Genomic DNA, 19,422 nt, shown 5'->3' on the forward strand with positions numbered 1-19,422 from the left:
GGGCCAGTGCCGCCAGCACGGCCTGGACGGCCGTCGCCGGGCCTCTGGCGAATCGGTGCAGTCGTCGTACGGGGTTGACCATGGTTTTCTCCCTGCGTCGGACGGTCGCTGGGTCTCCCTGTCCCGCAGTGCACGCGCCTTGGACGGCGCCCTACTTGAGCCCGCTCATCATCACGCCGCGTACGAAGAACCGCTGGAGGCAGATGAAGACGAGGACCGTCGGGACGAAGGTGACGACCGCGGCGGCCATGGTGGTGGCCAGCGGGGTGTCCTGTGTCTGGAGGCTGTTGAGGCCCACGGTGAGCACGAAGTTGTCGGGGCTGCGCTGCGAGACCAGTGGCCACAGGAAGTCGTTCCAGTGCCACAGGAAGACGAACGTGCCGAGGGTCGCCATGATCGGTTTGGTCTGCGGCAGGATGATCGACCAGTAGACCCGGAACTCGCCGGCTCCGTCGATGCGGGCGGCCTCGATCAGTTCGTCGGGGATGTCCTGGATGAACTGGCGCATCAGGAACATCGCCTGGGCATTGGCGATGGTGGGGACGATCAGGCCCCACATGGAGTCCAGTCCGCCCATCTCGGAGACCAGGATGAACTGCGGGATCAGGGTCAGGTGCCCGGGCACCATCAGCATGGCGACGAAGACCCAGAAGACCAGTTCGCGCCCCATGAAACGCTTCTTGGCGAAGGCGTAGCCGGCCATCGAGGCGAACAGCAGCACGAGGACGACCGACACCAGCGAGTAGACGGCCGAGTTGACCGCCCAGCCCAGCACCCGGTCGCTGCTCAGCGCGTCGTACAGCGCCGCTGCCGAGACGTCCCTCGGCAGCAGGGAACCCGGCATCTCGATGCTCTTCCCCGGCTGCAGTGCGAGCGCGACCATGGCCCAGAACGGGAAGAACGTGATCAGCGCGCACAGAGCCAGGGGGATGTGCATCCACTGGGGCCGGCGCCTGCGCCGCTCCGGCCGCCTGACGGATCGCACCTTCGGGGCCTCGACCTCGGCGGGCCGCTGGGCGAGTGAGGTCATGACTGCCCCTTGTTCATCAGACGGCGCTGCACGAGTGACGTGATGAGGGTGAGCACCAGCAGCACGACGCCTGCCGCGCTGGCATATCCGAAGTCGAAGTACCCGAAGCCCTGGTCGTAGATCATGTACGTCAGCGAGTAGCTCGCCCTGACCGGTCCGCCACCAGTCATCACGTAGATGGTGTCGAACACCTGGAACGAACCGATGATCTCCAGGATGAGGACGAAGAACAGGGCCGGCTTCAGAAGGGGAAGCGTGATGTGCCGGTACCGGTGGCGCCATTTGGCGCCGTCCACGTGAGCCGCCTCGTAGTACTCCCTGGGGATCGCCAGCATGCCCGCCAGCAGGATGAGCATGTTGTAGCCGAAGCCCTTCCATGCGCTCACCACCGCCAGGGCGGGGATGACCATGGTCTCGCTCTGCAGCCAGTTCACGGTGGGCAGTCCTACCAGCCCGAAGAGCCAGTTGAGCGGACCGTCGTTCTTGAAGATCCAGACCCAGATGATTCCTGACATCACGGTGCTGGTCACCACGGGCAGGAAGAAGACCGCACGGTAGACGCTCATTCCGCGAAGCGTCCGGTCGCACAAAGTGGCCATTGCGAGGGACACCACGAGGCTGAGCGGGATGGCGATGACGGTGTAGTAGGCGGTCACCTTCAGCGAGTTCCAGAACAGGGGGTCCTGGAACAGCCGGGCGAAGTTGTCCAGGCCGATGAACTCGACGTCGCCGTTGATGCGGTACTCGGCCAGGCTCAGTGCCGTGCCCATCAACGTCGGGACGATCCTGAAGACGAGGAAGAAGAGCACGTACGGGAGGATGAAGACGTAACCGGCGAGCGCGGCGTTGGAGCGCCACCACGGTCGGCCCGGTCGTCCACGTTCCGGGATCGTCCCGGCCTTGGCGGTCTGCGCGCTCACGGCGCCTCCTTCGGACTCGAGGTCGGTGCGTGGCCGTCACCGGCCACGCACCGGCCTCCGGTGAACCGGGTCAGCCTCGTGCGAGCAGGGCGTTGACTTCCTTCTCCGCCGCCGCGAGCGCGGCCTTCGGCTCGGTCTTGCCCAGCAGCACCGCCTGGAGGTGGGGCTTGATCAGGTCCATCAGCTCCCGGGCCTTCGGGTGGATCACTCCGGCCCGGACGACGTCCAGGTACTTCTCGCCCTCGGCGATCTCGGGGTCGTCGGTGAAGAGCCCGGCGCCCGAATCCCGCGGCGCGTAGTAGCCGTTCTCCTTGTCGAACTTCCTCATCTGCTCGGGGCCGGTGAGGAAGTCGACCCATGCCTTGGCCGCAGGCTTGGCATCGCTGCCCGCGAGCACGGACAGACCCCCTACCGAGCCTGCGGCAACCCGGACCTTGCCGGTCAGCGGCGGGGCCGCCTCAAGGTGTTCGGCGGGCAGCACCTGGCGCAGGGCGGGGATGCCGGCGGCCGGCAGGAAGGCCGTCTTCGCCTTGCCGAAGTCGCTCTGCTCGACGGGCTCCATGGAGGTGAGGCTCTGGGCGGAGGTCCAGCCCCGGTCCACCAGTTTCTTGACGAACTCCAGCGCTTCCAGCCCTTCGGGGCTGTTGAACGCGGCTTTGGTGCCGTCCTCGTTGAGCACTTCGCCGCCCGCCTGCCACAGGTACGGGTAATACGAGTGGTTGAGCGTCAGGGTGAGGTCGGCCACGTAGTCGGTGGGGACGTATCCCGCCGCCTTGGCCTTCGGGGCCATGGCCTCCAGTTCGTCCCAGGTCGTCGGGCACTTGTCGATGCCCGACGCGGAGAGGACCTCGGTGTTGCAGACGCCGGTCAGGCTCTGCATCAGCAGGGGGACCCCGTAGAGCTCGCCGTCCCAGGTCATGGACTCCAGGGCCGATTTCTTGAAGTCGTCGCGGTCGTCCTCGATCACGTCTCCGACCGGTTCGAGCGTGCCCTCGACGGCGAACTTCGGGATGAAGTCCGGGTTGAAGTACACGACGTCCGGGCCCTGCCGGCCGGCGATCGCCGTCACCAGGGTCTCCTCGCGTTTCTCCCAGGGCTGCACGACGACCTCGACGTCGGCGTTGGGGTACTTCTTCTTGAACTCCTTGACGATCGGGGCCCAGTAGTCGTCCTCACCACTGACACCGATGGGGTACGTCCAAAACGTGATCGACCCCTCCACCGCCTTGGGGTCCTCGGGTATCGCCGCGTCGTCCGTGGTGCCGCACGCGGCACTCAGCATCGCGGTCGCCAGGACCATCGCCGCGATCCGTGGCTTCAGTCTGCCGCTCATGAGGTGGGTCCTCTCCGGAAGGTCGGCGCTGTCACACTCTTGCAATGCAATCGGTTGCAGGGACCGTAGTTCCGCCTCCCTTGCCCGTCAAGGGTGCAACTTGCCTGAATTTTCAGGTGGTTGTCACGCCAGAACGTCGTACGTCTGCGGCAGCACCTCATGAACGAGAGGCTCCCCGGCGAAGAACCGCTGCAGCTCTTCGACGACGGTTCTTCCCTGTGCCCTGCGGGCCTCCAGCGTCCCGCCGGCGATGTGCGGTGTGACGACGACATTGGGAAGGCCGAGGAAGGGGCTGGACGACGGGAGGGGTTCACTGTCGAACACGTCGAGCCCGGCCCTCAGGCGCCCGGACACGACCTCGGAGAGCAACGCCGTCTGATCCACCACCCACGAGCGTGCCGTGTTCACGAGCACCGCACCGTCCGGGAGCATGGCGAGTTGGCGGCCTCCGACCAGGTGCCGCGTCTCAGGCGTCGCCGGGGCGTGGACGGCGATCACGTCGCAACTGCCGAAGAGTTCGTCCAGGCCCACCGTCTCCACCCCGAGGGCCGCGGCCGCCTGCGGATCCGCGTAGGGGTCGTAGGCCCGGACCACCGACGTGCCCAGCGCCTTGACCATCCGGGCGTAGCAACTGCCCGTACGGCTCAGGCCCACCACCCCCACCCGCCGAGCGGACAGGGCTTGGCCCAGTTCGGGCCGGCGGGCATCCGCCCAGTCCTTGCCCGTCCACAGCCCGCGGTCGTAATGGTGCAGGTTGCGGAGCAGCGCGAGCGTCAGAGTGAGCGCCATCTCGGCCACGGCGGGCGCCATCGCCGCCGCCCCGCCCTGTGTCAGGCGCGGCCCGCCGCCGAGGAGTTCGCGGGGGTAGAGGCGACGGACCGACCCGGCGGTGTGAGCGGCCAGAGCCAGCCGGCTGCCCCGCACTTCCTGCGGCCGGAACGGCACGGTGCTCCATGACGTCACGACGGCGTCGCAGGAGTCGGCCACACCTGGGGGCAGGGCGCTGCGGCGCGGGCCCGCGCCGAACCCGACGACTGCCATGTCGTGCAAGTCCTGCTGAGCGGCCGGGCAGAAGAGCAGATCGAACTCCTCAGGGGCCACTGCGACACAGATGTGCGGCCGGTTCATCGTGATGTGTCCTCTCAGCTGCGCGAACGTAGAAGGGCCGCGGCGGGTCGGCCGGGACGTCCGCCCGTGCCGACGACACCGCGGCGTCTCACGGTACGGTCCCGCCTATTGACCTGCAATCGGTTGCACCCGAGACTCGATGTCGTCGCCTTCCCACTCGGAGATTCGATGGACCGGCAGAACCCGCTCGCTCACGTGAAGGACTCTGACCGACCTCTGACCTGGACCTTCATCGGTGACAGCGTCACCGCAGGCACATGGCACACCTATGGCGCGCGTTCCTACCCGGAGTTGTTCGCCGAGCGGATGCGGGAGATGGCCCGTACCGCCGACGTCTTCGTCAACACCGCGGTCAGCGGATGGACCGTGCAGGAACTCGACCTGCATCTGGACCGGATCGCCCTGAGGTTCTCCCCCGATCTGGTCGTCGTGGGCATCGGGCTCAACGACACCCGGCACGGCACGGCCGGCCTGGCCGACTTCGCCTCCGCCTACCGTCGCGTCGTCCGCGCCGTGCATGGCACGGGAGCCACCGTCGTCGTGCAGACCCCCAACGACACTCTCCCGACCGCTCCGCAGCACGTGGTGGACCATCTGCCGCGCTACGCCGACCAGATCCGGTCCGTCGCCGAGGACACCGGGGCGCCGCTCGTCGACCACTACGCCGTCTGGACCGACCCGGCGTCACCCGCGCCGGAGCACTGGTACGCGATGGGCTGCCACCCGGGGCCGCACGGCCACCGCGCCATGGCCCGCACCCTGCTGGATGCGTTCGGCGCCTGGGATCCCGCAAGCCGCTCCGGCCGGCTCACCATCCCCTGAACACCACCCGTGAACCACGAACAGGAGCACCCGTGCGAGATCCAGCCGCCCTGGAAGAACGCCTCTCCCGCCCCGGTGAGGCACTCGTCGAGGACCTGCGCCGCCTCGAAGGCGACATCGTCGTCCTCGGTGCCGCGGGGAAGCTCGGCCCCAGCCTCGTGCGCCTGGCCGTCAGAGGCGTGGCAGCGGCGGGCACAGGTGCCCGGGTCGTCGCCGTGTCCCGCTTCGGCAGACCGGGTTCCGCCGAGGAGCTGCGCGACGCGGGCGCCGAGGTGGTGTCCGCCGACATCACGGACGAGGGCGCCCTCGCTGCCTTGCCGGACGCGGCCAACGTGGTGTATCTCGTCGGCGCCAAGTTCGGCACGGAAGGCAACGAGCACGCCACCTGGGCCACCAATGCCTATCTGCCGGGTCGCGTGGCCGAGCGCTACGCCGGCGCGAGGATCTCCGCGCTCTCGACGGGGAACGTCTACCCGCTGGTGTCCGTGGGCTCCGGCGGCTGCAACGAACAGGAGCCGGTGGGACCGGTGGGCGAGTACGCCATGTCGTGCCTCGGCCGGGAGCGCGTGCTGACGCACTTCGCGCGGCAGAACGGCACACCGATGGCGCTGATCCGTCTCAACTACGCCGTGGAGATGCGCTATGGGGTCCTGGTCGACCTGGCCCGGCAGATCGCCGCCAAGGAGCCCGTCGATCTGACCACCGGGTTCGCCAACGTCGTGTGGCAGGGCTACGCCAACGAGGTGACGCTGCGAGCGCTGCTCCACGCGGACGTGCCCCCCTTCGTCGTGAATCTGACGGGCCCGGAGACCCTGTCCATCCGCAAGGCGGCGATGCGGCTGGCCGAACTCCTCGGTGCCGAGGTCACGTTCAGCTCGGCGGAGGCCGAAACGGCACTGCTCTCGGACGCGTCCCGCTGCCACGGCCTGTTCGGCTACCCGCAGCTCGGTGTCGACGAGTTGCTCACCGCCACCGCCGAGTGGGTCCGGTCCGGCCTGCCGCTCCTGGACAAACCGACGCACTTCCAGAGCAGGGACGGCAAGTTCTGATGCCCGGCGCCCAGCAGGGTCAGGACCCGCTGAAGCGGTTCCGCGCCGGCACGGCGATTCCCGCCCACCCACTGGCTCTGGACTCCCGCCTCGCGCTGGACGAGCGCCGCCAGCGGGCACTGACGCGTTACTACCTCGAAGCGGGCGCGGGCGGGATCGCCGTCGCCGTCCACACCACCCAGTTCGCGATCCACGAGCCCCGCCGGGGCATGCTCCGCCCGGTCCTGGAGCTGGCCGCCACGACCGCCGCCGAGTACGGGGACACCGGAACCGTCCTCGTGGCGGGAGCGTGCGGCGAGACCGCACAGGCGGTGAAGGAGGCCGAGCTCGCCGCCGACCTCGGCTACCACGCCGTACTGCTCGCCCCGTTCGGGGCGGGCTCGCTCAGCGAGGACGAGCTGGTCGACCGCGCGGCAGCCGTGGGCACCGTGCTGCCGATCATCGGTTTCTATTTGCAGCCGGCGGTGGGCGGCCGCTTGCTCTCACGCGGCTTCTGGACGCGACTGGCCGACCTTCCGTCGCTGATCGGCATCAAGGTCGCGCCGTTCGACAGGTACGCGTCGCTCGACGTCGTGCTGGGGGTCGCCGCCTCCGGCCGCCGCGCGGAGGTCTCCCTCTACACGGGCAACGACGACCACATCGTCGGCGACCTGCTGTCGATACACCCGGTCGACGGCGCAGAAGCGCTGGAGTTCGTCGGCGGGCTGCTCGGCCAGTGGTCGGTGTGGACGCACTCGGCGGTCCGGCTGCTCGCGGACGCGCGCCGCGCCAAGGCCGGGGACCATACGGCGCTGCGCGAACTGATGGCCGTCGACTCGGCGCTCACGGACGCCAACGGGGCGATCTTCGACGTCGCCGGCGGCTTCCGCGGGTGCGTACCCGGCATTCACGAAGTGCTGCGGCGTCAGGGGCTGCTCCAGGGGCTGTGGTGCCTCGACGAGGACGAGGTCCTCTCCCCCGGGCAGCTCGAGGAGATCAACAGGATCTGGCAGGCCTACCCGCATCTGCGGGACGACGCGTTCGTGGCCGAGCACATCGACCGCTGGCTGTCCTGAGGACGACCGCCCGCTGCCTGCCCCGCAGTTGACCCACGACCACCTGTACCCGACCTTCCGGAGGGCCGCTTCATGTCAGTGAGGCGCATCGGCATCATCGGCACGGAGAACTCGCACGTCGACCAGTTCGTCCGATTCCTCAACATCGAGGAGCGGCACCCGGGGAACCGCGCCGTCGCACTCGTCGGCGGGCGAACGGAACGCAACGAGGCACTGTGCCGCACGGGGAACATCGGCCTGGTGGTCGAGAACCCCGCCGACCTGATCGGCCACGTCGACGCGGTGATCGTCAGCAGCCGCGACGGCAGGACCCACCGCGAGCAGGCAGAGCCGCTGCTGGCGGCCGGGCTGCCGGTGTTCGTGGACAAGCCGTTCGCGGGATCGGTCGCCGACGCTCAGGCGCTCATCGCGGCCGCCGAGCGCTCCGGCGCCACGCTCGGGTCCGGCTCCGCGCTGCGGTTCGTGTCCGGGATCTCGTACCTCACCGACCACGCGGGGCAGTGCGGTGCGCTCCGCCAGGTCGCCATGACCGGCCCGGCGGACCCGGACAGCGAGTACGCGGGCCTGTTCTTCTACGGCATCCACCAGGTCGAGGCGGCACTGCAGTTGCTCGGGGACCCGGTCGTCGAACCGGGCTCGCTGACCACGACCGCAAGCCGGCACGGGGACACGGTCGTCGCTCTGACCCGTATCGGGGACGTCTCCCTCACCTTCACCTTCGTCACCCCCTCCGACGGGGAGCAGACGTCCTTCCACGCCACCCTGACCGGCACCAGCGGGGTCTGCGCCGCCGCTCTCACACTCCCCGCGGACTACACGGCACCACCGCTCGCCCGCTTCATCGACGCCTGCGACCGCAACGAGCCGCAGAAGGACCGTTCCGCGGTGCTCGCCCCGATCGCGGTACTGGAGTCCGTCACCGACGCCCTGGCCTCCGGCGCCCCCTACGGAAAGGACTGATCATGCCCCTGTCCGCAAGCCCGCTCCGCATCGCCGTCATCGGCGTCGGCATCATCGGCAAGGCCCATGCACAGCGGCTGTCGAGCGGGGCGGCCGACGCCGTCCTGGTGGCCGTGGCGGACGCGAACCCCGAGGCCGCCCGCGCCGAGGCCGCCCGGTGGGGCGTCGCCGCCGACACCGTGGACGGCGTCCTCGCCCGGGACGACGTGGACGCGGTGATCGTCGCCGTCCCCAGCGGTCTGCACGCCCAGGTCGCGGTGGCCTCTCTGGACGCCGGGAAGCACGTCCTGCTCGAGAAGCCCATCGAGGTCACGGTCGAGGCAGCGGACGAGATCATCGACGCCGAGAAGCGTTCGGGGAAGGTCCTCAGCGTGGCGAGCCAGCGCCGGTTCGCCGCCGAGAACCAGTATGTGTTCGGTGCGATACGCGACGGACACCTGGGCCGGGTCACCTCGGCCACGATCGAGGTGGCGCTGTGGCGCTCGCAGGAGTACTACGACTCCGGTGACTGGCGCGGCACCTGGGCGCTGGACGGTGGCGGCGCCCTGATGAACCAGGGTGTGCACCTGGTGGATCTGGCCCTGTGGCTGCTCGGCGAGGCGGACGAGGTGTACGCGCACACGGGGCTGCTCGCCCATGAGCGCATCGAGGTCGAGGACACCATCACGATCACCTCCCGGCTGCGGAACGGGACGCTGCTGACCTTCCTGGCCACGACAGCCGCCTACGACGGCCTGCCCATCCGGTACGCGGTTCTCGGAGACGGCGGCTCGGTAGTGATCGAGGACGAGAAGCTCACACGTTTCCACTCTCTGAACGGATCGTCACCGGCCTTCGACGGGACGCCGGTCGACCAGCCACTGGCTCAGCTCGAAGACTTCGTCGCAGCGGTGAAGAACGGCGGGACGCCACTGGTCACCTCGGCCCAGGCCCGTGCGGCGGTCGCCTTCATCGAAGCGGCCTACCGGTCAGCGCGCACCGGTGCGCCGGTGCGGCCCCAGTGAGCGGGCGGCCTGCCGGGCGGGTGGACGCGGATCCTCGGGGCCCGGCCGAGGCACAGCCCAGCAGAAGTCCCTCACCCGATGGAGGCAGATACCGATGAACGAGCACAGCAACAGGCCACCTCTGTCCCGCCGCCGTCTGCTGGGCGGCATCGGTGCCTGCTCCATGGCCGGGGCGTTCGGGGTCCTGGGCTACGGGGCACCCAGCGCGGGCGCCGCCGCCGCCGACGGCGAGATCGTCGACTTGGGCGTCGCCATGCGGACCGTCAACGTCAGGAGCGCCAGAACGGGCCGGATGCCGGACGGCACGCCCGTGCTCTTCGCCTTCAGTGACGGCAACCCGGTCAGTTTCAACGTGCTTCGGCTCGACACCGGCGAGCGGATCGACGGCTTCCCGTGCGGGCCGGACACCGTCGGGTCGTCCATGGTCCAGCACCCCGACGGGACGGTCTACTTCAGCGTCAGGGCCCCCTCGGCGGGGCGGTTGCTGCGGTACGTCCCGGCCTCGCACACCATCGAGACGGTCGCCACGGGCGTCGTGGGCGAAACCATGCTGAGGACCCTGGTGGTGGACCCGGCCTCCGGAGTCCTGTACGGATGCACCTATCCCCACGCGAAGGTGTTCTCCTACGACCCCTCGACCAAGGCCGTCCGGGACTACGGCTCCGTGGTGACCGACGGCGCCTACGCGTGGGGCTTCGACCTCGTCGGCGGCAAGCTCTGGGTGGGCACCGGCATCGGGACGGCGCACCTGATCGAACTCGACCCGGCGACGGGCACGGCGAGCGAGATACCGCTGCCCGGCGAGTTCGCCTCGGAAGCGACCTACATCTACGGTGTGCGCACCCGCGGCGACGTCGCGCTGGTGGCGGTCAATCCGCCGCTCGGCGGTGTCAACACCCTCGTGTGGGACGTCGCCGGACGCCGGTGGCTGCAACCGGACACGCTGCACCAGACGTTGGAGGCCAGTGGGGCCGCCAGCACGGTGGACTCCACCGGACGTTTCTACTACGTCAGCGACGGCGAGCTGTACGCGTACGACACCGCCACCCGCAGCTCGTCGCCGACCGGGATGGCCGGCAGCCCCATCGGCGACCGCGTGCCCGGCACGCGGTCGGTGGACGTGGTCGAGACGGCGACCGGTGGCACAGCACGTCGCGAAGCGGTGGGCGTGGCCAACACCGGGGTGATCTGGCGCTACGACCTGGACGCCCGTACAGGCACCACCGTGCGCGGTGTACCACTGGGGTCCCCGGCGACCCTCCACAGCATCGGCGTCGGGCCGGACGGCAAGGTGTACACGGGCGCCTACCTCAGCTCAGGCGTGATGGCACGGGTGTCGACGTCCACGTACGAGATCGAGGAGCTCTCCGGGCCGGAGCAGGCCGACCACATCGTGACGCACCAGGGCAGGATCGTGATCACGAGCTACCCCAACGCCGTGGCCTACGTGGGAGAGACCGACCCGTGGGACTGGGGCACCCGGCCTGCGCACCTGTTCAGCATCGGCCGCTTCAGCGAGTACGAGCAGGACCGGATGTTCGACGTGGTGAGCGTGCGGGACAAGCTCGCCTTCGGCAGCGTGCCCAACTACGGCACCCTCGGCGGCGCCCTGGTTCTGGCCGACCTCGACGGGAATGTCGAGGTGCACAGAAACGTCGTCCAGGACCAGAGTGTCACCGCCCTGGCGGCGCGGGGGCCGCTGGTGTTCGGAGGGACGTCCGTGCACGGCGGGCTCAGCACGACGCCGAAGGCCACGGAGGCGGTGCTGTTCGTCTGGGACATCCGCACCGGGAAGAAGGTCTTCGAGACCGTCCCGGTGCCGGGGGACGCCATCATCCACTCGCTGCTGGTCGACCGGCGCCGGCTGTGGGGCATGAGCAGCACGGGTGTGGTGTTCGAGTTCGACCTCAGGACCCGCACCGTCGTCCGTGCGGTCGATGTCGGTCTGCCGGACACCAACAGCTGGGGGCGGCTGGGCAAGCTGCACCGGCACGACGACGGACGGATCTACGGGAACGCCGGCGGCAAGCTGTTCCGCATGGATCCGGCGACGCTCGCGGTCACGGTCCTGGCCACCAACGCCAAGGTGTCGGCGCTCGCACCCACGGGCGAGATCTTCTTCGGCGACAGCACCAACGTCTATGTGTACAAGCCGTGACCGAAGCCCCCGACCGGCAGAGCGTCCGCGTTGCGGTAGGACGTCCCCGCGGCCCGCGGCCACCTTCGTCGTCCGATGTCCGACGAGCAGAATGGAGTGCACCATGCCCTTGAGTCGCCGTTCACTTCTGGCCGGCGCATCGGCCGGGGCGGCCCTGGCGGTCGGCGGCGACGCGTGGCGCGCCGCCGCGTACGCCGGGGAGAAGACCCCGGCCCCCGTCGGTTTCGGCCCCGCGTCCCTCACCTCCGCGGTCCGCGGTGCTGCCGTGATCGGCAACAGCGTGTTCATCGCCTCGCGCTTCAACACCCCCGAACAGAAACTACGGCTGGCCGAGTTCGACGCCACCACCGGTGAGGCGCGGTCCGTCGACGATCTCGACATCCCCAGTTCGGGCGGGAACAAGATGGCCGCCGACGACCGATACGTCTACATCGGACCCGCCGGCAGTGCGTACGTGTGGCGCTTCGACCCGCGGACCAAGGAGCTGCTGCCCTGGGCCAAACCGGGCACGAGCACCACGTGGTTCTACGAGATGGTGGTCGAGGGCGGCCACCTCTACATCGGGACGTACCCGGACTGCACGGTCAGGCGTATCCGGCTCTCGGACGTCACGATCGAGACGTACGGCCGGATCTCCACCTCGAAGTACGCGACCGCCCTCGCCGTCGATGACGAGTACGTCTACGCGGGCTCGGCGGCTCCGGGAGCCCTGCTGCTCTGGCCCAAGGAAGGCGGCACGCCGATCGACCTCACCGCGCACCTCAGCGACTCGCCGGTCGGCATCCTCGACCTGGCGGTCCGGGACAAGGTGATGTACGTCGCCAGCGGCCGCCAGCTGATCTCGCTGCGCACCGACGGTTCGGCGCGGGTCTCGCGGGAGATCCCCGCGGAGGACCGCTACGTCGACCAGGTGGCGGTCGGCAGCGACGGCAAGGTCCACGCACTGGCAAGGCTCACCTGCAACGTGTACGAGGTGACCGCCACCGGTCTGGAGAAGGTCGGACAGCCGATCGAGGACGTCGAGAACCAACTGCTCGCGCCACAGCCCGACGGCAACCTGATCGGAGTCAGCGGGCTCGGGCACATCTGGCGCATGGCGCCGGGCGGCACGGCAAGCGTGTGGCAGAGCGCGACCCGCGGGTTCGGCTATCCCGAGATCGTCCAGTCCATGCTGCTGAACAGCCGGGGCACGGTGTGGGTCGCGGGCCACTACGCGATGACGGTCCATCGGCCCGCGCGCGGGACCAGCGTCCGTTTCGACATCAACGGCGAGCCCAAGTCCCTGGCGGAGGGGGCTCGGGGCACGGTGTACGCGGGCCTGTACCCGAGCACGCAGATCGTGGCGATCAGTCCCGGCAGGCACGACATCACCGTCCTCGGAACGCTGGGCAACGAGCAGCTTCGCGCCCGGCGGATCCACACCGACCTCCCTCGCAACCAGTTGCTCGTCGCGTCCAGTCCGGCGACCACCAAGCACACCGGCGCGCTGACCTTCGTCGACCTGGCCACGAACCACTTCGACGTGCACCGGGAGTTCCTGCCGGAGCAGAGCGTCATGGACGTCGCGGTGTCGGGCACCACGGCGTACATCGCGGGCGACACCTACGGCGAGGTCACCAGCGGTCCGCTGCGTCCGACGGCGCAGGTGGCCGCCGTCGACATAGTCACCCGTCAGCTGCTGTGGCGGGAGGAGATCAAGCCGGACTGGGCGTCCTACGAGAGCGTGCACGTCGTCGGCCATCTGCTGTACGCGATGGCCCGCCGGCCGCGTGGCGCGTGGTTCGCCTACGACCTGACGACCCGCACGGTCGTGATGGAGGGTGACCTCGGGGGCTACGGCCAGTTCAACGGCGCCCGCGGCCGGGTCTTCTCGTGGGTGCACTGGACCAATGACATCTGCGAGTTGCCCACCGGCACGGGCGGCGCGGCAACCACCCTCTACGACAACGTTCCGCGCGGGTGGTACAACAGCCCGATGTTCAACTTCACCCGCAGCGGCAGGGCGACCTGGGGCATGCGGGGAACCGATCTGACGCTGTTCCCGCTGCCCAGGGCCGGCTAGTCAGACCCTGTCCTGGCGAGCCGCCCCGGGCAGGACCTGGCGGAGTTACGGGCCGTCAGGCCCGGAGGCGGCGGAAGCGCCGGTGCGCGATCACTGTGCGCACAGTGCTTCCGCCTGGTCCCGGACGGCGTCCACGAGCGTCCGGTCTGCCGCGTGCTCGAAACCGAGGAACGCCAGGATGCCGCGCACCGCCGCCGGGAGGGGGCCCTGGGCGAGGGGCACGATCCGCGCGGCATCGGTGTCCGTCACCGGAACGCCCGACCCTCGCAGGTGGCAGATCCAGGCGGCCAGCACGCGCACGGCGCCCTGCGGCACCCGGCCGGCGGCGCGCTCCCGGCGCAGCACCGGCAGGATGCGTACCGGGAGCTTCTGGGAACCGTCGGCGGCAATCTGGGCGAGCGCGTGCCGGATCCGGGGATTGGCGAAGCGGTCCAGCAGTGCCGTGCGGTACGCGGCCGACTCCTCGTGCGGCAGCGTCAGATGCCGGGACGCCTCGGCCCACCACTCCGCCAGCCAGGCGCGGCACACGGGGTCCGCGACCGCGTCGGCCACCGTGGTCCGGCCGCGGATGCCGCCGGCGTAGGCAAGGAGCGAGTGCGCGCCGTTGAGCAGCCACAGTTTGCGCTGCTCGTACGGCGTCACGTCGGCCACGAACCGGGCCCCTGTCTCCTCCCAGCGGGGCCGTCCGGCGGGAAATTCACCACTGATGACCCATTCCGAGAAGGGTTCGGTGACCACTGGGGCCGCGTCGGCGAGGCCGGTCGCCGCGGCGACGGCGGCCAGGTCCTCGTCGGTCGTCCGCGGGGTGATCCGGTCGACCACGGTGGTGGCGAACGTGGCACACCCGTCGATCGCCGCGGTCAGTTCGGGGCGGCCGGTGTGCCGTGCCAGTTCGCGGACGGTGTTCTCCAACACCGTGCCGTTGTCGGGGAGATTGTCGCAGGAGACGACGGCGATGCGACCAAGTCCGCGCCGGTCGCGGGCGGCCAGCCCTGTCAGCAGTTTGCCGGCGGCGGTGACGGCCGGGGCCGTGGGGTCGGCGCGCAGCGCTGCGATGTCCGCCCTGACGGTGTCGGCCCCGGTGTCCAGTCCGCCGTCGGGGCGGCGGAGGTAGCCGGCCTCGGTGACGGTCAGCGTGACGACGGCGAGGCCTGGGAGTCGCCAGTGGTCGGTCCACGCCCGGTGGTCGTGGCCGGCGTGGGTGGCGGAGAGTCCGGCGAGGGTGTCGAACCGGTCTCTGTCGCTGCCGCGGGTGAGCAGCGTGTAAAGGCCGTCCTGTGCGGACAGTGCGTCGGCGAGGCAGGGCCGGCGACCGGTGAAGGCCGCGATGCCCCACTGTCCGGCGTCGGACGCCCTGGCCGTGTACCAGGCCTGGTGCGCGCGGAAGAAGTTGCCCAGGCCGAGGTGCAGCATGCGCACCGGCGCTGGGCAAGCGGCTCCTGCAGCAGCGCGCGACAGGAGGGGAGTGTTGCCGGCGGACCGCGAAGTCGAATAAGGCACGTGGAAAATTGTCCGCACCAGCGGTGATGCTTGGCAACCGGTTGCACGAAATTCGGTACGCGCACTTGCGGTCGGGGCGACAGGCTGGGCATCGTGCAGTCATGACGGAGAGCGCACGCGGCAATTCCGCCCGGAGTGTGGATGGTTCGGCGAAGCGGGCGGCCGTTCTCGGCGGGCCGCGGTCACTTCTCGACGAGGACGAGGTGACCGACTTCGTCCGGCGGCAGTTGGCGGGCGTCGACCTCGACGGCCGGAGTGTGTGCCTGCTGGTGCCCGACGGCACGCGCAGCTGCCCGCTTCCGCTGCTGCTGACCGCCGTGCACGGCGCCGTTGCCGGGCGGGTGAGCCGGCTGACCGTACTGGTCGCCCTGGGCACACACGCGCCGATGAGCGAGGCCGAACTGGCCGCACATCTGGGTCATCCGGCGGGCGGCATCGACACGCGCTATCCGGGCATGACCGTGCTCAACCACGAGTGGTGGGAACCGTCCGCGTTCGCCTCCCTCGGCACGATCTCCGCGGACCGGGTGGCCGCGATCTCCGGGGGCCTGCTGCGCCAGGAGGTCGAGGTCAAGCTCAACCGAGCGGTCGTGGAACACGATGTGGCGCTGGTGGTCGGGCCGGTGTTCCCCCACGAAGTCGTCGGCTTCTCCGGCGGCAACAAGTACTTCTTCCCCGGGGTCGCCGGTGCGGACATCATCGACCTCTCGCACTGGCTGGGCGCTCTGATCACCAGCGCCGAGATCATCGGTTCCCGGGGCGTCACCCCCGTGCGCGCGCTGATCGACGAGGCATCGTCCCTCATCCCGAGCCGGCGCCTCGCCCTGTGCGTGGTGGCCCGATCCGGCTCGGGGTCGCTGCACGCGGTGTCGTTCGGCAGCCCTGAGGACGCGTGGGCAGCGGCGGCCGACGTGTCGGCCGAGACCCATGTCCGCCGTCTTGACGCGCCGGTCAGACGGGTGCTGTCGGTGATCCCGGAGAAATACGACGACATGTGGACCGCTGCCAAGGGGTTCTACAAGCTCGAACCAGTCGTCGCCGACGGCGGCGAGGTCATCCTCTACGCGCCTCATGTGCGGGAGCTTTCGGCGATGCACCCCGAGATCGCCGAGATCGGCTACCACTGCCGCGACTACTTCACCCAGCAGTGGGAGCGGTTCGAGAACCTGCACTGGGGCGTCCTCGCCCACTCCACCCATCTGCGCGGCGCCGGCACCTACGACCCCGTTCACGGCGAGCGGTTCCGCGTGACGGTCACCCTCGCCACGGGCATCCCGGAGGACGTCGTCCGTGGGGCGAACCTCAACCATCTCGACCCGGCCGAGGTGGACATCGAGGCGTTCGCCGCCGAACGGGACGCCCTGGTTGTCCGACAGGCCGGCGAGGTCCTGTACCGGCTGCGCTGATCCGGTTCCCGCGGCGGCCCGCGCGCTCGGCGGGTCCGTCGCCACACCCTGACGCACGACCAGGAGGACCGCATGACCACCACTCCCCCACCCACCCTCAACCTCACCGACGCCGACGCGGAGGCGGCGGGACGCGTCGCTGCACAGCTGCGAGGGGCGTCCCCGCTGGGGGTCGCCTTCTCCGGCGGTGTCGACTCGTCCCTCCTCCTCGCGCTGGCGGTCCGCTTCCTCGGGGCGGACGAGGTGGTGGCGGTCCTTGGGGTCTCCCCCAGCCTGGCGGCGGACGAGAGGGTCGCTGCCCACGACGTCGCGGCGTTCATCGGCGCGCGGGTGGTGGAGGTCCGCACCCGCGAGAGTGAGCTCCCGGCCTACCGCGCCAACGGCCCCGACCGCTGCTACCACTGCAAGGACGAGCTGTTCACTCGGATCTCCGACGAGGTCGTCACCGCGCACGGGCTCGCCGCGATCGCCTACGGCGAGAACGCCGACGACGTCCGGCGCCCCGACCGCCCGGGCAGCCGTGCGGCGGAGGAACACCGGGTGCTGCGTCCCCTCGCCGCCGCGGGCCTGGACAAGGCCGCGGTTCGGCGCATCGCCCGCGCCATGGGCCTGCCCAGCGCCGACAAGCCGGCCGCGCCCTGCCTGGCCTCGCGCGTCCCGCACTTCGAGGAGGTCTCGCCGGAGAAGCTCGCCCAGGTGGAGCAGGCGGAGAAGGCCCTGCGGGAGCTGGGGTTCTCCGACTTCCGGGTCCGCCACCACGGCGACGTCGCCCGGATCGAGGTGCCGGTGGCGGAGATTGCGCGCGTCGTCTCCGACACCGCGCGCGAAGGGGTGCTGGCGGCCGTGAAGGCCGCCGGCTTCCGGATGGTCGCGGTGGACCTCGCCGGCATCCGGTCCGGTGCGTTCACCCTGCCGTTGGTCGGCGGCGCGGGAGGCTGCCGTGACTGACGCTCCGGCACCGCCCGCGTCCCTCGCCCGTCTCGCGGACTTCGCCGATCTCGACCACGACCGGGCCGAGCGGCGCGGCTACCCGGAAGCCGTGTACTGCGAGGGCAAGACGCCGGCGCAGGTGGGCGCCATCGCGGCGGCGGTCCGTGATTGTGGCACGGCCACCACGCTGTTCACCCGTGCCTCGCCCGAGCACGCCGAGGCGGTACTCACGGAGGTTCCGGACGCACGGTACGACAGGGAGGCACGGATGCTGGCCTGGCCGCCGGAGCCGCCCGATCCGACGGGCGGACCCGTGGTGGTCGTCGCCGCGGGCACCTCCGACCTGCCGGTGGCCCGGGAAGCGCTCCTGACCGTCACCCACTTGGGCCGGGCCTGCGACTTGGTGGTCGACGTCGGGGTGGCCGGGCTGCACCGCGTCCTCGCCCGGCTGGACCTGCTCCGCGGTGCCCGGGCGATCGTGGTGGTCGCGGGCATGGACGGGGCCCTGCCCAGTGTGGTCGCGGGCCTCGTGCCGGCTCCGGTCGTCGCCGTACCCACGTCGGTCGGCTACGGAGCCGCGTTCGGCGGCATCGCCCCGCTGCTGGCCATGCTCAACGCATGTTCGCCCGGCGTGGCCGTCGTCAACATCGACAACGGCTACGGAGGAGGCCATCTCGCGGCGCAGATCGCAGCGCCTGCACCCCGGGCGGGTGCCTGAAGCAGGCGGGTGGCGCCTGCCGCACACCGGCCTGTCACTGCCGTGTCTGTCCCTGCGGCACCGTCGCCCCCGACACGAGACCGGCGGCCACCGCCCCGGCCACGGCCGCATCCAGCACCGTGCGCACAGGGAGGGCCAATTCGGCGGCGAGCGCAGCGACGTCGTCGAACTCCGGCGTCGCCTGCATGACCAGCCCCCCGCGATGGGCGACTTTGACCGGGACGGTCCCGCCGAGCACGGGTACCGGAACCCACATGCGTTGCAAAGCGGTCTTGAGCACCTCCGACTCCCGCACCCCGATAGTGCTCGTCTCCCGGAGGACCAGCTCGCGCACCGCCCCGGCGCGCTCCGTCGGAGCGAGGACCCGCAGGGTGTGGGCGGGCCTTCCCTTCTTCATCAGGATCGGCACCAGCCAGGCGTCCGACGCACCGGCGGCCAGCAGTGAGGCCAGCACACCAGGCCAGACGCGAGGATCGAGGTCGTCCACGTTGGCCTCCAGAACCACCGCCTGCGCGATGTCGGCACAGTGGTGGCCGGGCTCTCGTGCGTCGGTGCCGACCACGACGCGTACGACATTGGGCCGCCTCGGAGTGTCCTTGGTGCCGGCGCCCACGCCCGAGGCCTCGACGCACATGCGCGGCAGCCCGGCGGACACCTCCGTCAGCGCGGTGACCAGCGCCATGCCCGTGGGGGTGGCCAGTTCTCCGCTCCCACCGCCGAATATCTCCCGCCCGGCGGCCAGTTCGAGTACCGCGGGGACGGGCACGGGTATCTCACCGTGTGCCGTACGCACCCGTCCGGACCCGACCGCCACCGCACCGGCCGTGAGCCGCGTGACTCCGAGGTCGTGCAGTGCGGCACAGACACCGACCACATCGGCGATGGAGTCCCACGCGCCTACCTCGTGGAAGTGCACCTCATCGGCCGGTACACCGTGCACCCGCGCCTCAGCCCGGGCCAGCCGCTCGAACACCGCCAGCGCAGCGGCGCGTACGGGTGCCGCCAGCTCGGCACTCGACAGCAGTCCCCGAATGGTCCGCCAGGTGCGATGCGGCTGGTCCTCGGCCAGGACCTCGACTCCGGCCTTGACCGCCCGCATCCCGCACCGGACCACCTCCGTCCGTGTCAGCCGTACGGACGACGGGGCAACCGCGTCGACAGCTGCCTGGGCCACGTCCAGCGACGCCCCCGCGTCGAGCAGCGCGCCCAGCAGCATGTCACCGGCGATCCCCGAGGTCGCGTCGATCCAGGCGACTCGGCCGGACGCTTTCATGCTGCGGGCCTCCTGAGGGTGCGCGGCGCCGTTCCTTGTCGTCGATTGCGCAGTCTACGGCGGAGAGCACACGG

Annotated in this window: 16 protein-coding genes; 10 read left to right on the plus strand and 6 right to left on the minus strand. The window is 70.3% G+C overall.

Annotated elements, in window-relative coordinates; genetic code table 11:
• Positions 1–151: 151 nt before the first annotated feature.
• The 4 genes from ABZ070_RS01855 to ABZ070_RS01870 form a co-directional block, all read right to left on the minus strand.
• Entirely contained in the window at positions 152–1,030 is an 879-nt protein-coding gene (locus ABZ070_RS01855; RefSeq protein ID WP_356628823.1) for a carbohydrate ABC transporter permease, read from the minus strand.
• Positions 1,027–1,950 (minus strand): sugar ABC transporter permease, encoded by a 924-nt coding sequence (locus tag ABZ070_RS01860; protein WP_356628825.1) that lies wholly within the window; start codon positions 1,948–1,950, stop codon positions 1,027–1,029. The genes ABZ070_RS01855 and ABZ070_RS01860 overlap by 4 nt, the downstream gene beginning before the upstream one ends.
• Positions 1,951–2,020: 70 nt before the next feature.
• Complete coding sequence (locus tag ABZ070_RS01865) at positions 2,021–3,283, minus strand: sugar ABC transporter substrate-binding protein (protein ID WP_356628827.1); 1,263 nt, start codon at positions 3,281–3,283, stop codon at positions 2,021–2,023.
• A gap of 123 nt (positions 3,284–3,406) precedes the next feature.
• Positions 3,407–4,411, minus strand: a complete 1,005-nt coding sequence (locus tag ABZ070_RS01870; protein WP_356628829.1) for a hydroxyacid dehydrogenase — start codon at positions 4,409–4,411, stop codon at positions 3,407–3,409.
• Between the two features lie 195 nt (positions 4,412–4,606).
• Between ABZ070_RS01870 and ABZ070_RS01875 the strand changes: the two genes are divergently transcribed.
• From ABZ070_RS01875 to ABZ070_RS01905, 7 genes are all read left to right on the plus strand, one after another.
• A complete protein-coding gene (locus ABZ070_RS01875; RefSeq protein ID WP_356628831.1) occupies positions 4,607–5,233 on the plus strand; it encodes an SGNH/GDSL hydrolase family protein in 627 nt (208 codons plus the stop codon).
• Positions 5,234–5,265: 32 nt separating this feature from the next.
• On the plus strand, positions 5,266–6,282 hold the full coding sequence (locus tag ABZ070_RS01880) for an NAD-dependent epimerase/dehydratase family protein (RefSeq protein WP_356628833.1): 1,017 nt from the start codon (positions 5,266–5,268) through the stop codon (positions 6,280–6,282).
• Positions 6,282–7,337: a dihydrodipicolinate synthase family protein gene (locus ABZ070_RS01885; protein WP_356628835.1), complete on the plus strand. Its 1,056-nt coding sequence runs from the start codon at positions 6,282–6,284 to the stop codon at positions 7,335–7,337. The genes ABZ070_RS01880 and ABZ070_RS01885 overlap by 1 nt, the downstream gene beginning before the upstream one ends.
• Before the next feature lie 72 nt (positions 7,338–7,409).
• Positions 7,410–8,297, plus strand: a complete 888-nt coding sequence (locus ABZ070_RS01890; protein ID WP_356628837.1) for a Gfo/Idh/MocA family oxidoreductase — start codon at positions 7,410–7,412, stop codon at positions 8,295–8,297.
• A gap of 2 nt (positions 8,298–8,299) precedes the next feature.
• Positions 8,300–9,301, plus strand: a complete 1,002-nt coding sequence (locus tag ABZ070_RS01895) for a Gfo/Idh/MocA family oxidoreductase (protein WP_356628839.1) — start codon at positions 8,300–8,302, stop codon at positions 9,299–9,301.
• Positions 9,302–9,395: 94 nt separating this feature from the next.
• On the plus strand, positions 9,396–11,459 hold the full coding sequence (locus ABZ070_RS01900; protein WP_356628841.1) for a hypothetical protein: 2,064 nt from the start codon (positions 9,396–9,398) through the stop codon (positions 11,457–11,459).
• Between the two features lie 103 nt (positions 11,460–11,562).
• On the plus strand, positions 11,563–13,521 hold the full coding sequence (locus ABZ070_RS01905) for a hypothetical protein (protein ID WP_356628843.1): 1,959 nt from the start codon (positions 11,563–11,565) through the stop codon (positions 13,519–13,521).
• A gap of 90 nt (positions 13,522–13,611) precedes the next feature.
• On the opposite strand, the gene ABZ070_RS01910 is transcribed toward ABZ070_RS01905, so the two are convergent.
• Complete coding sequence (locus ABZ070_RS01910) at positions 13,612–14,934, minus strand: mannitol dehydrogenase family protein (protein ID WP_356628910.1); 1,323 nt, start codon at positions 14,932–14,934, stop codon at positions 13,612–13,614.
• A gap of 188 nt (positions 14,935–15,122) precedes the next feature.
• Here ABZ070_RS01910 and ABZ070_RS01915 point away from each other — a divergent pair, with 188 nt between their 5' ends.
• The 3 genes from ABZ070_RS01915 to larB all read left to right on the plus strand — a co-directional run bounded on the left by ABZ070_RS01915 (position 15,123) and on the right by larB (position 18,075).
• A complete protein-coding gene (locus ABZ070_RS01915; RefSeq protein WP_356628845.1) occupies positions 15,123–16,427 on the plus strand; it encodes a lactate racemase domain-containing protein in 1,305 nt (434 codons plus the stop codon).
• Between the two features lie 72 nt (positions 16,428–16,499).
• The gene (larE, locus tag ABZ070_RS01920) at positions 16,500–17,375 is read left to right on the plus strand and encodes an ATP-dependent sacrificial sulfur transferase LarE (protein WP_356628847.1); all 876 of its coding nucleotides are present in this window, start codon (positions 16,500–16,502) and stop codon (positions 17,373–17,375) included.
• Positions 17,368–18,075, plus strand: a complete 708-nt coding sequence (gene larB, locus ABZ070_RS01925; RefSeq protein ID WP_356628848.1) for a nickel pincer cofactor biosynthesis protein LarB — start codon at positions 17,368–17,370, stop codon at positions 18,073–18,075. Before larE ends, larB begins: the two co-directional genes overlap by 8 nt.
• A 34-nt stretch (positions 18,076–18,109) precedes the next feature.
• Here larB and larC read toward each other — a convergent pair whose 3' ends face one another.
• Positions 18,110–19,348 (minus strand): nickel pincer cofactor biosynthesis protein LarC, encoded by a 1,239-nt coding sequence (gene larC / locus ABZ070_RS01930; RefSeq protein ID WP_356628850.1) that lies wholly within the window; start codon positions 19,346–19,348, stop codon positions 18,110–18,112.
• Positions 19,349–19,422: the final 74 nt, after the last annotated feature.

It is taken from the genome of Streptomyces sp. NPDC006283, assembly GCF_040613325.1.
In the GTDB taxonomy this organism is placed as follows: Bacteria; Actinomycetota; Actinomycetes; order Streptomycetales; family Streptomycetaceae; genus Streptomyces.